11 protein-coding genes and 1 pseudogene are annotated in these 11,395 nt (G+C 73.2%); 8 read left to right on the forward strand and 4 right to left on the reverse strand.

All coding sequences use genetic code 11. The features are described from left to right. Positions 1-15: 15 nt before the first annotated feature. On the forward strand, positions 16-747 hold the full coding sequence (locus ACIQTP_RS32630) for an SDR family oxidoreductase (RefSeq protein WP_402050163.1): 732 nt from the start codon (positions 16-18) through the stop codon (positions 745-747). Between the two features lie 133 nt (positions 748-880). Here the strand turns inward: ACIQTP_RS32630 and ACIQTP_RS32635 are convergent, their stop codons facing one another. Together ACIQTP_RS32635 and ACIQTP_RS32640 are read right to left on the reverse strand one after the other, a co-directional pair. Next, positions 881-1,204 carry an acyl carrier protein gene (locus tag ACIQTP_RS32635; protein ID WP_402050160.1) on the reverse strand — a complete coding sequence of 108 codons (324 nt, stop codon included), beginning with the start codon at positions 1,202-1,204 and terminating at the stop codon, positions 881-883. A 285-nt stretch (positions 1,205-1,489) separates the two neighbouring features. Continuing rightward, complete coding sequence (locus tag ACIQTP_RS32640; protein ID WP_403406770.1) at positions 1,490-1,933, reverse strand: hypothetical protein; 444 nt, start codon at positions 1,931-1,933, stop codon at positions 1,490-1,492. Positions 1,934-2,267: 334 nt separating this feature from the next. On the opposite strand from ACIQTP_RS32640, the gene ACIQTP_RS32645 reads away from it, so the two are divergent. The 6 genes and pseudogenes from ACIQTP_RS32645 (at position 2,268) to ACIQTP_RS32670 (ending at position 9,077) form a co-directional block, all read left to right on the forward strand. Next, positions 2,268-3,590: an aminotransferase class V-fold PLP-dependent enzyme gene (locus ACIQTP_RS32645; protein ID WP_403406772.1), complete on the forward strand. Its 1,323-nt coding sequence runs from the start codon at positions 2,268-2,270 to the stop codon at positions 3,588-3,590. Positions 3,591-3,790: 200 nt separating this feature from the next. After that, positions 3,791-4,828 (forward strand): serine/threonine-protein kinase, encoded by a 1,038-nt coding sequence (locus ACIQTP_RS32650; RefSeq protein WP_403406775.1) that lies wholly within the window; start codon positions 3,791-3,793, stop codon positions 4,826-4,828. 271 nt (positions 4,829-5,099) lie between these two features. Then, positions 5,100-6,440 (forward strand): annotated as a pseudogene (locus ACIQTP_RS32655) (DUF6777 domain-containing protein); the annotation flags it as partial. A gap of 685 nt (positions 6,441-7,125) precedes the next feature. Further along, positions 7,126-7,722, forward strand: a complete 597-nt coding sequence (locus ACIQTP_RS32660; RefSeq protein WP_403406778.1) for a hypothetical protein — start codon at positions 7,126-7,128, stop codon at positions 7,720-7,722. Positions 7,723-7,878: 156 nt separating this feature from the next. Continuing rightward, positions 7,879-8,334: a DUF1153 domain-containing protein gene (locus ACIQTP_RS32665; protein WP_403406781.1), complete on the forward strand. Its 456-nt coding sequence runs from the start codon at positions 7,879-7,881 to the stop codon at positions 8,332-8,334. Positions 8,335-8,486: 152 nt separating this feature from the next. Continuing rightward, positions 8,487-9,077: a hypothetical protein gene (locus tag ACIQTP_RS32670; RefSeq protein WP_403406784.1), complete on the forward strand. Its 591-nt coding sequence runs from the start codon at positions 8,487-8,489 to the stop codon at positions 9,075-9,077. A gap of 83 nt (positions 9,078-9,160) precedes the next feature. On the opposite strand, the gene ACIQTP_RS32675 is transcribed toward ACIQTP_RS32670, so the two are convergent. Then, the gene (locus tag ACIQTP_RS32675; RefSeq protein ID WP_403406787.1) at positions 9,161-9,427 is read right to left on the reverse strand and encodes a hypothetical protein; all 267 of its coding nucleotides are present in this window, start codon (positions 9,425-9,427) and stop codon (positions 9,161-9,163) included. Continuing rightward, positions 9,418-9,606 carry a hypothetical protein gene (locus tag ACIQTP_RS32680; RefSeq protein ID WP_403406790.1) on the reverse strand — a complete coding sequence of 63 codons (189 nt, stop codon included), beginning with the start codon at positions 9,604-9,606 and terminating at the stop codon, positions 9,418-9,420. The genes ACIQTP_RS32675 and ACIQTP_RS32680 overlap by 10 nt, the downstream gene beginning before the upstream one ends. Positions 9,607-10,146: 540 nt before the next feature. Between ACIQTP_RS32680 and ACIQTP_RS32685 the strand changes: the two genes are divergently transcribed. Beyond that, complete coding sequence (locus tag ACIQTP_RS32685; protein ID WP_403406793.1) at positions 10,147-11,382, forward strand: PP2C family protein-serine/threonine phosphatase; 1,236 nt, start codon at positions 10,147-10,149, stop codon at positions 11,380-11,382. Positions 11,383-11,395 lie beyond the last annotated feature (13 nt).

Here is an 11,395-nt window from a genome sequence, read left to right on the forward strand (position 1 = left end):
GATGAAAGGCATGTCATGAAGATCGCGGTCATCGGCGGTACCGGGCTGATCGGGGCGCAGGTCGTCAAGAATCTGAACGCCGCCGGGCACGAGGCGGTACCGCACTCGCAGTCCACCGGAGTCGACGTCATCAGCGGCCAGGGACTGGACGAGGCGGTGGCGGGAGCCGACGTCGTCGTCAACCTGACGAACTCCCCGACCTTCGACGAAGCCTCCCCGGCCTTCTTCCGGACCTCGATGGACAACCTGCTGGCCGCGGCCCGCAAGGGCGGCGCCGGCCACTTCGTCATCCTCTCGATCGTCGGCACGGACCAGGTGCCGGAGCTGGACTACTACCAGGCCAAGGCGCTCCAGGAGAACATCCTCGCGGCCGGGCCGATCCCCTACTCGATCGTCCGCGCGACACAGTTCATGGAGTTCATCGACGCCGTCATGTCCTGGACCGCCGACAGCGACACCGTCCGGCTGCCCGCCACGCCGATCCAGCCGATCGCCGCCAAGGACGTGGCCGACGCGGTGGCGGAGGTCGCCGCGGGCACCCCGCTGAACGGCATCCGCAACACCGCCGGCCCCGAGATCTTCTCCCTGGACGAACTGGGCCGGATCACCCTGTCCCACAAGGGCGACAACCGCACCGTCGTCACCGACCCCACCGCCGGCATGTTCGCCGCCGTCAAGGGCGACGTCCTCACCGACAAGGACGCCCACCTCGCCCCCACCCGCTACGCCGACTGGCTCTCCGCCTGAAACCAGCACCATCTGCACCGGTCATGCTTCCGGCGGTGCGGCCGGGGCCCGGGCCGGCCGCTTCCACGGCAGACGCCGAGGCCACAACCCCCGGATGCGGTTGGAGTACCGGGGGCCGGCCCGCCGCCGGCGCTCAGGCCACGGCCCAGGGGCCCGGGTCGCGGGTGCGGCGGCCGGCCGCGGCGGGCCGGCTCTCGTCCCATGCCGGGGCCAGCGCGGCGGAGAGGATGCCCCACAGCTGGCCGGCGGTCAGGGCGTGCACCGGGACGACGACCTGGCCGGCGAGGCTGACGCGGAACGCGGACTCCAGCGCGCCGACGATGCCGATGAGCGCCATGGAGTCCAGCCCGTAGGCCTCCATCGGGACATCGGCGGCGGGCTCCTTGTCCTTGCCGAGCCCCGGCAGGCCCTGGCGCAGGACGTCCTCGAATTTCGCGTTCCACGGTGCGTGGGCCATTGGGCGACTTCCTTCCGGGACACGGGAGAGGCGAAGCGGCGCTCCGGGCAGCACCGTGCCGCGTCCCGCTCGAGTTGCCGTGGACGCCCGCTCAGGCCGCAGGCCCGCCCCACGACATGACCGAGGCCCCCGCCACGGTGCTGCTGCCGGCGGGGGCCTCACGGGTTCGGCGGGTGGTCCGGTGGGTGGTGGTCCGGTGGACGTCGTACGGGGAGCGGGGAGCGGCGGGGGAAGGGTTCCGCGGACGCGCGGGAGGGGACGGCCGCGCGAGGGCGGGCGGCATCCTCAGACGGCCGCGCTGCCGCCCGCGACCGGCCAGCCGATGTCATCGGTGGCGGAGACGGTGGCGGTGGTCTTGGGCCAGCCGATGTCGCCGTTCGCCGAGACGACGGTGGCCTTCGGCCAGCCGATGCCGTCCGTGGCTGCGGCAGTGGTGACCTTGGGCCAGCCGATGTCGTCGGTGGCGGAGACGGTGGTGGTGGTCTTGGGCCAGCCGATGTCATCGGTGGCGGAGACGGTGGCGGTGGTCTTGGGCCAGCCGATGTCGCCGGTGGCCGAGACGACGGTGACCTTGGGCCACCCGATGGAGGAGGAGGCGGTCGTGGTGCTCGCCGCCTTGGGCCAGCCGATGCCGTCCGCGGCGGTGCTGATGCCGCCGGCGGTGAGCACGGCGGAGGCGACGGCGGCGGTGGCGGCGGTGACGGCGAGGCGGGCGACGAGGTTCTTCATGACAGCTCCTCTGTGGCAATGAAGCGAATCTGCGTTGGTAACTTCTTGCCAAGAAGCTTGGCAACGCCTCCTCGGGATCTGCTCGGTATTCGCTGGAGATGGGCTGGAGACCGGCGAGAGACGCCGTACCACCTGCGCAGATGCCTGGCAAAGTTTGTCAAACACCCCGCTCCGAGGGCCGCACGGAGCCGAATCCGAGGGGGGTGAACAGCACTCTCGCGGCCCCTCCGCTAGAGCACCGCCGGAGCCCCCGTTGCCATCACGGCCTCACGCTAGGCAATGTATTGCCAAGCAAGTTGGCAATGTTTGGCGACAGCGGGGGGAGGCCCCGGAAATGAACGCGACGCCGTCATCCACGGACCACAGGGACCACGCGTACGGCACGGACCGCACGGAGCCCGCGGACCAGGAGGGCCGGACGGTCCACCTGGACACGGCGGGCTGGGGCACCATGCCCGCCGCCGTCCGCGCACTCGTCGCCGACTGCGCGAGCCGCGAGGACCGCTACGGCCCGCACGAGCTCGAGGAGGACCTCGAGGACGTCCTGCGCGCCGAGGTCCACGAGCGCCTCGGCGCTCTGCTCGGCGTCCCGGCCGCCGACACCGCCGTCGTCACGGACGCCGCCGGCGCCTTCGACGCGCTGGTCTCCCGCCTCGCCCCCGGCCGCGGCGAGCGCGTCTGGACCACCCCCTACGAGAGCGCCGCCCGCCTGACCGCCCTCTACGCCCTGCGCGACCGCACCCGCTGCACGGTGGAGGTCGTCCCGCTGCGCGAGGACGGGGACCTGGACCTGGAGTGGATGGCCCGGCACATCGACGACGACGTCGCCCTCGTCTCGGTCGTCCACGTCCCCTCCGGCTGCGGAATCGTCAACCCGGTCGAGGAGATCGGGCAGCTCCTCGCCCCGTACCGGTGCGTGTACGCCGTCGACGCCTCCTACTCCGCCGGCCAGCTCCCCGTGGATGCCGGGCGCATCGGCTGCCAGCTGCTCACGGGGGACGGCTGGCGGTTCCTGCGCGGCCCGTACGCCGTCGGGTTCGCCTTCCTGGCGCCCCGGCTGCGTGCCGCGTTCGAGGACGCCGCCGCCCACCGCCCCCCGCCGCCGAACGCGGCCGTCGCGGGCCTGAACGCCGCCCTGGCCCACCACACGGCCACCACCGCCACGGCCACCACCGACGGGTCCGCCGGCCTGGCCGGGCAGGGGCTCCTGCCCGCCCTGCGCGCCGCCGTCGAGGAGTGCCCCGGCACCGAACTGATCGCCCCCGGCCGGGTCCAGTCCGCCATCCTCGCCTTCCGCCACCGCGACCTGCCCGCCGCGCTCGTCCGCCGCCGGCTGGCGGCCCGCGGTGTCGTCCTGTGGAAGACGGTCGCGCAGGAAACCCCGCTCCACCTGCCCCGCTCCGGCGCCACCACCGCCCTGCGCGCCTCCCTCGGCCCCGACACCACCCCCCAGGACATCGCCCGCTTCGGCCGCGCCCTGCGGGAAGTCGTCCGCGAGGAGACCGCCGGTGCGCAACGCCCCCGCCCCGCCCGCACCCGCCCGCCCACCCCTGCCCCCGCCCCCGTCCCGGCCCTCGCCTCTGCCCCGGTCCCGCCCGCGGGGCCCCGGCCCCGGCCGTCCGCCCGCCGCCACCTGACCCTGTGCCCCACGCCCTGACCCCGCCCGGCCTGCGAACTCGAACCCGAAGGACACCTCCGGGACGCCCGCCTGCGGACCGGCCGTGATCAAGCGCCCGGAGAAAGCGCTGGATAGAATTCGGGCATGGGTGAGCGGCCCGTCCACACGGCGGCTGCGCCGGGACCCGTTCCGGGAGTCGGTTCCGGCGGCGGTGTGTGATGGGCGCGGCGTCGGGGGGAATGGAGCTGTACTCCGGCCGGGCCTCGGGCCTGATCGGGGCGCAGATCGCGGGCTACCGGGTGGAGCGCGAGATCGGCCGCGGGGGCATGGCCGTCGTGTACTGCGCCAAGGACCTGCGTCTGGACCGTACGGTCGCGCTGAAACTGCTCGCCCCGGAACTGGCCCGCAACGACACCTTCCGGCGCCGCTTCACGCACGAGTCGCTGGTGGCCGCCGCGATCGACCACCCGCACATCGTGCCGGTCTTCGAGGCCGGTGAGACGGACGGTGTCCTGTACATCGCCATGCGGTACGTCTCGGGGCTGGATCTGCAGGCCCTGCTCGACCGGGACGGTCCGCTGCCGGTGACGACCGCGCTGCGGATCGCCGGGCAGGTGGCGTCGGCGCTGGACGCGGCCCATGAACACGACCTGGTGCACCGGGACGTCAAGCCCGGCAACATCCTGGTGGCCCGGGGCACGGACAGTGATCATCCCGAGTACGTCTACCTCACGGATTTCGGGCTGACGAAGAAGTCGCTGTCGCTGACCGGGTTCACGACCGTCGGCGAGTTCGTCGGCACGCTCGACTACGTGGCCCCGGAGCAGATCTCGGGCCGCCCGGTGGACGGCCGGTGCGACCTGTACGGCTTCGCCTGCGTCGTCTACGAAACCCTCGCGGGCCGCCCGCCCTTCCAGCGGGACGACGACATGGCGCTGCTGTGGGCGCACCAGTACGACCAGCCGCCGCCCCTGAGCGAACAACGGCCGGGCCTCCCGCCGGCGCTGGACGGCGTGCTGGCCAAGGCCCTGGCGAAGGTCCCCGAGGACCGTTACGACTCCTGCCTGGAGTTCGTGGCGGCACTGCGGGCCGCCGCGAGCGGCGCGGGCGCCGCTGCCGCTGCCGCTGTCGGCAAGGACATGCACGCGCCGACCCAGGTGGTCCCCGCGGTCGCCGAAGCCGCGCAGGCACCCGATCCGGTGCCCGATCCGGTGCCCGATCCGGCGCCGGATCCGCCGCAGTGGGCCCGGCCGGTCTTCGGCCGTACCCCCGGATAACCCGCACGCCGTACACCCGGTCGGTGCACGCCGTACGCCCGTCCGGCCGTACGCAGCCCGCCCCGGCCCGGCCCTGTCCGCTCCTGCCGGGGTGCGGGGCCGTCGGCTTGCGAGGTGTGCGGGACGGCCGCACACAATGGTGTGAAGAGGAACCGACGGCGGAGGGCGAGGGGGAGGGCACGGGGCGGACGGCAGGAGGTTGTGTTGCGGGTTTCCTGACGCTGTGCCGCTGGCCTGTGTGCCGCAGGCCCCGATGCCGGGAGTGGAGCTCGTGAGCATCGAACCGTCGTCGTCCGAACCGTCGTCCGAACGCCCCAAAGGTCCTCCATCGGGGCCGCTGGCGGGGTCTTCCCAGCCGGGCCGGCCCACACCCCCGGACGCCGTGACCCGCCAACGCGGCGGGCGGCAGGGTCCGCCGGGCGGACCGCCGGGCGGACCGCCCGGCGGCGAAGGCCCGGGCGGCGACGAGGGCCCGCACCACCCGTGGTGGAAGTCCGCGCCCCGGGTGGCCGTGGTCGCCACCGCCATCGTGGCGGCGGTGGCCCTGATCCTCGTGTTCACCCGTTCCGACGGCACCTCGAACCAGCAGCGGGGCGAGGTCTTCCTGCAGTCCGCCGGGAGCACGGGCACGGACCCGTTCACGGAGTCGACCGCGAAGGAGGGCGCCGCGCCGGCGACACCCTCGCTGCCCTCCACGGCCACGGGCACGGACAACGCGGCACAGAGTGTGAACGGCGACGCCCCCGGCCTCTACGGCGGGACACGCAACGTCGCCAGCTGCGACGTGGAGAAGCAGATCACCGCCCTCAAGGCGAGCCCGTCGAAGAACGCGGCCTTCGCCTCGGTGCTGGGCATCCAGCCCTCCGCCGTCCCCGGCTATCTGCGCACCCTCACCCCCGTACAGCTCCGGGCGGACACCCGGGTCACCAACCACGGCTACCGCAACGGCTCCGCCACCAGCTATCAGGCCGTGCTGCAGGCGGGCACCGCCGTCCTGGTCGACGACCGCGGGGTACCGAGGGTGCGCTGCGCCTGCGGGAACCCGCTGACACCGCCGGCCGCGCAACAGAGCGCCCCCAGGCCGGTGGGCCAGTCCTGGTCCGGATACCGGCCCGCGCACGTGGTCGTCGTCGCGCCGGCGCCCCGCCCGGTGAAGAAGTTCGTCGTGGCGGGCCCGAAGAAGGACGACTGGTTCACCCGGAACCAGGGCGACCACCGCGGCGAGCACGACAAGAAGACGACACCACCCCCGCCCCCGCCTCCACCTAAGCCGTCCACACCGGGCAGGGAACAGACACCCTCGAACGGCAAGACCTCGCCGGGACCGGGCAAGCCCTCCGAGTCGGGCAAGCCGTCGAAGTCGGAGTCGGGTAAGCCGTCCAAGCCGTCTGAGTCGGGTAAGCCGTCGAAGTCGGAGTCGGGCAAGCCGTCCAAGCCCTCGGAGTCGGGTAAGCCGTCGAAGTCGGAGTCGGGCAAGCCGTCGAAGTCCTCCGAGTCGGGTAAGCCGTCGAAGTCGGAGTCGGGCAAGCCGTCCAAGCCCTCCGAGTCGGGCAAGCCGTCCAAGCCCTCCGAGTCGGGTAAGCCGTCGAAGTCGGAGTCGGGCAAGCCCTCCAAGCCCTCCGAGTCGTCGAAGCCGTCGACGTCCGGCAAGGAGTCGTCACCGTCGAAGGACAAGTCCTCGCCGGAGTCGGGCAAGCCGTCCTCCCCGTCGTCCGGGGAGTCCTCGAAGACGCAGGCCCCGTCCTCCGCGCCGCCCTCCTCACAGCCCGAGCCAAAGACGTCCGCGCCCCAGACGTCCGCGCCCCCGTCCTCCGGGCCTCCGCCCCTGTCCTCGGCGCCTCTGTCCTCCGCGCCCGCGTCTTCCGCGCCCCAGAACACGGCACCCCAGAACACGGCACCTCAGAACACGGCACCTCAGAACACGGCACCCCAGAATTCCGGACCCGCGCCCGCCGGCACAGGACAGCAGCAGCAACAGCAGCCGCCCGGCCCCGCGTCCTAGCAGCGCTGGCGCACATACGCCGCACGGTGTCCCAGGACCACCGTGCGGCGTCCTTTTGCGCGCTTTACCCGACTCGTCCCGCCGGGTCAAGTCACGACTCCTCGGAACGTGACCGTGCGGTGCCCGTGGGGCCTACTTGAAGTGCGGGCCTCACCGGAAAGGAAATCCGGAAAATAAATGAGGCAGGACGGTAGGACGGAAATCCTCGCAGAGGGTTCTCTCTTTCACCGAAACCGCGGAGTCCCGAATTTTCGGGGCAGACAGAAGAGCCCCCTGTATCGGTAGGAGAAAACCCATGACCCGTATTTTTCACACCAACAGCGACGTCCGTTCCAAGCGCCGGGGCTTCCGCCTCGCGACACTCGCCGCCTCGGCCGCGGTGATCACCGGGGGCATCGTCCTTCCGGCGTCCGCCGCGATGGCCGCCCCGATGCCCGCCGCGCATGTCGTGAGCTTCGTCCACGGCGGCGGCGCCGGCGGTGACGGAGGTGCCGGAGGCGGCGGCTTCGTCGGCGGCGGCGGGGGCTCCGGCGGCTCCGGCGGCGGCAGCGTCCTGGGCGTCGGCGGTGACGGAGGCAGGGGCGGCGCCGGCGGCGACGGCGTCCTGTCCGGCGGCGGTGGCGGCGGCGGTGGCGGCGGTGGCGACGGTGTCGTCGGCGGCAACGGAGGCAGGGGCGGTGACGGCGGCACCGGCCTGTTCGGCGGCAGCGCCGGCGGCGGCGGCACCGGCGGCGGCGGCATCCTCCAGGGCGGCAACGGAGGCAAGGGCGGCAACGGCGGCTTCGGTGTCTTCCAGGGCGGCAGCGGCGGCAAGGGCGGCGCGGGCGGCCTCGGCGTTCTCTTCGGCGGCCTGGGCGGCGGCGGTGGCGCCGGCGGCGGCAGCATCTTCTGACCGTCCCGCCCCGGTGGGGCGGAGGCCCGCGCGGCCTCCGCCCCCCAACCCCCCAACCCCTCACCCCCGCACCCCCATTGACCAGTGCGCGGAGCCGGACGGCCGGCGCGGCGCCCGCAGAACCCCAACCTTGCTCAAGGAAAACGGAGAACCCCCATGTCCAGAACTCGCTGGCAGCGTCCGCTCGTCCTGGCGGTGGCCTCGGTGGCCCTCGCCACCGGCACCGCGTGCGCCGCCCAGGCGGCGCCGGGTGTCACCACCGGCACCAGCCAGATGGCCCCGGCCGACCCGTCCCACTGCGGCCAGGGCGGGGAAGGCGGGCAGGGCGGGGAAGGCGGCAAGGGCGGTGCGCCCGGCCAGCCGGGAGAGCCCGGCAAGCCCGGCGGGCTCGGCTGCTTCAAGTTCGGCGACCTGCCCGACAAGCCCAAGTCGGAGCTCACGGGCGTGGACAAGATACGGATCGTGCTGACCGTGGAGTCCGGGCAGGCGAAGAAGGCCGATGTCGCCAAGAAGTACAAGATCTCCGAGAAGGAGTTCGACACCTGGGACAAGCAGTTCCGCGACGGGGACTGGGCCGCGCTGATGGGTTTGAATTCCCTCTTCGGCTCCTGAGGAACTTCCTCCGACGCCCCGGCCCGGTGCGGGCCGGGGCGTTCCTGTCAAGCCCCGAGTTCCCGGGCCGTGACGGCGAGGCCCTGGCCGGGTTTATTCGATACAGCGGAAACCGCGGTACGGAAAATAATTCTTTGGAAAGAGGAAATGCCATGCGTATGCGTTCTTGGAAGGTCCGTCTCGGTCTCACGGTCTCGACCGCCCTGACCGCTGGTGTGGCGGCCGGCGCGCTGGCGCCGGCCGCGATGGCTGCGCCGGTGCCGCAGAGCCATACGGCCGTGGTGGCCGCCTCCCGGCAGCTTCCCGCCGACGGCGCCCAGCCGGGCGGCGGCCAGTTCGCCGGCGGCCGGTTCGCCGGCGGCCAGTTCGGCACCGTCAAGGTGGGTGACGACAGCGTGCGGATCGGCGACCGGGTGTGCGCGGGCAACTGCAACGGGACCGTCAACGGGAGCAACGGCGGCCAGGGCGGGATCTGCGCCGGGCTGTGCACCGGCAGCGCCAACGGCGGCACCGGCACGACCGGCGCGCCGGGCCGCGAGGGCGGTATCGGCGGCGAGGGCGGGATCTGCGCCGGGATCTGCGGCGGCAGCGCCAACGGCGGCACCGGCGGCACGGGCGGAGCCGCGGTGGGCACCGGCGACGGCGGCCGCGGCGGCAAGGGCGGCACCGGCGGGATCTGCCTCGGGCTCGGCTGTGAGAGCGGCGGCACGGGCGGCCGCGGCGGCACCGGCGGCGCCGGCTGACCCCTGCCCGCCCTTCCGGCTGACCCCTGCCCGCCCTTGGGGGCCCGGCCCGCGGCACGGTGGGAGCGGTGGCGCCCGCGGGGTCAGGGCGCGGACAGGCCGAGCAGGTCCGCCGCGTTGGTGTCGAGGATCATCGTGGCTTCCTCCGGGGTGAGCCCCGAGTCGGCGATGTGGTCCACGGCCCGCAGGAAGACCCCCCCCGTCCTCGTAGGGGAAGTCCGTGCCGAGGACGAGGCGGTCCGCCCCGAAGGACGCCGGCGCCGCAGCAGCGGCAGTGCCCCTCCCAGGTGCGAGGCCAGGACACGCATCCGCGGATAGCGGACGGGGAGACCGGCGAGGATCAGATGCACACCGTGTCCTCGACCGGCGCCCCGACCATCCAGGTCATGTCGTGCCCGGTGATCAGCGGGCTGGCGGCGCCCTCGCCGGCCGGGTGGATGTACAAGACGGCGCCGCGCCGGTCGAGTTCCTCGTAGAGGGGGTGGAAGAGGGGATCGGCGCGGGTGCGGCCGAGCACGGTCGTGGTCACGCCGGCACCGACCGCCCCGAGGCCGTCGAAGGCGCGGGTGAGCTCCCGCAGGGCCGCGTCGACATGGGGGGAGAGGCAGCGCGGCGAAGATCCGGAAGCGTTCGGGGAAGCGGGCCGCCGGCTCCGCGTACGACTCGTTCGCCGCGCCGGCCAGCGCCACGGCGTCGGACTCCCCGGCCAGGTGCGGGGACTGCGGGGCCACGCAGAGCAGCTGGAGGTCGATGGCCGCCCGGTCCATCAGTGTGAAACGACGCTCCAGGTCGGCCGCGGTCGCGTCGGCGCCGATCCCGCGCTGGCCTACCCGTATCGGTCTGCCCCAGGCGCTCGAGGCGGTCGAGATACCCCGCGGTCCACAGGTGGGCATGCACGTCGATACGCAAAGGAGCCACCCTCCGATGGAACGCCCGCCCAGCGGCGCGGTCCAGCCGGCGACGGACTCGGGCCGGGGGTTCCCGCAGCGCGGACGGCCCCGTGTCGTGATCGAGTGGGTTCATGGGCGGGGTGAGGACCGCGACGTCGGGGCGGTAGGGAGAGCGTGTGGTGAGGGAGCGGATCGACTACCGGGCGCTGTTCGCCGCCACGCCCAGCCCGTATCTGGTGCTGGGCCGCGACCTGGTGATCGTGGACGTCAACCGGGCGTACCTCCTGGCGACCGGCCGCCCCCGGACGGAATTGGTCGGGCGGTATCTCTTCGACGCCTTCCCCGACAATCCCGCGGACCCGGGCGCCGATGGGGTGCGGAATCTGAACGCCTCCCTGCACTGGGTGCTGCGTTCGAAGGAACCGGACACCATGGCGGTGCAGAAGTACGACATCCCCGTCACCGGCCGTCCGGGTGCGTTCGAGGAGCGCTGGTGGTCGCCGATCAACACCCCGGTGCTCGGGCCGGACGGGCAGGTGGAGTGGATCATCCACCGAGTGGAGGACGTGACCGAGTTCGTCATGTCCCGCCTTTCGCGCGAGCAAGTGGCCGGCGTGCTGGGCGAGCGGGAGGCGATGGAGGCCGAGCTGTATGCGCGGGCGCGCGAACTGCAGCAGCTGAACGAGGAACTGCGCAAGGCGCACGCCCGGGAACGCCAGATCGCCGTCACCCTGCAGGAGGCCATGCTGCAATCGCCCGACCTGGCGGCCCACCAGGACATCGCGGTGCGCTACATGCCCGCCGCCGGGTCCCTGAACGTGTGCGGCGACTGGTACGACGTGGTCGATCTGCCCGGCGGCTTCGCCGTGGCCGTCGGTGACGTCGTCGGACACGGCCTGGAGGCCGCCGCGGCGATGGGCATGCTCCGCAGCGCCCTGTCCGCGGCGGTCCGCGCCCTGCACGAGCCGGCCAGAGCGCTGGAGGTGCTGGGCCTGTATGCCCGCTCGGTGGAAGGGGCGCTGGCCACCACCGTGGTCAAGGCCGTCATCGACAACCGGGGCCACCGCATCCGCTACAGCAGCGCGGGCCATCTCCCGCCCGTTCTGGTGCACCCCGGCGGCTCCTTCGACCTGCTCGACCAGGCCACCGACCCCCCGCTGGGCGCCCGCCCCCGCCATGTGCCCCGCCCCCAGGCCGAGCTGCCCTACACCCCGGGAGACACCCTCGTGCTCTACACCGACGGGCTTGTCGAACGCCGGGGAGAGGACATCGACGTCGGCCTGCGCCGGCTCACCGACACCCTCACCCGCCACACCCGTCTTGCCCCCGAACGCCTGGCCGACATGCTGCTCGCCCGCCTCGGTGTCAGCAGCGGCGGAGGCGACGACGTCGCCCTGGTCGTCGTACGCCTTTAGCGGCCACGTCTGC

Source organism: Streptomyces sp. NPDC090798 (genome assembly GCF_044768965.1).
Taxonomy (GTDB): Bacteria; Actinomycetota; Actinomycetes; order Streptomycetales; family Streptomycetaceae; genus Streptomyces.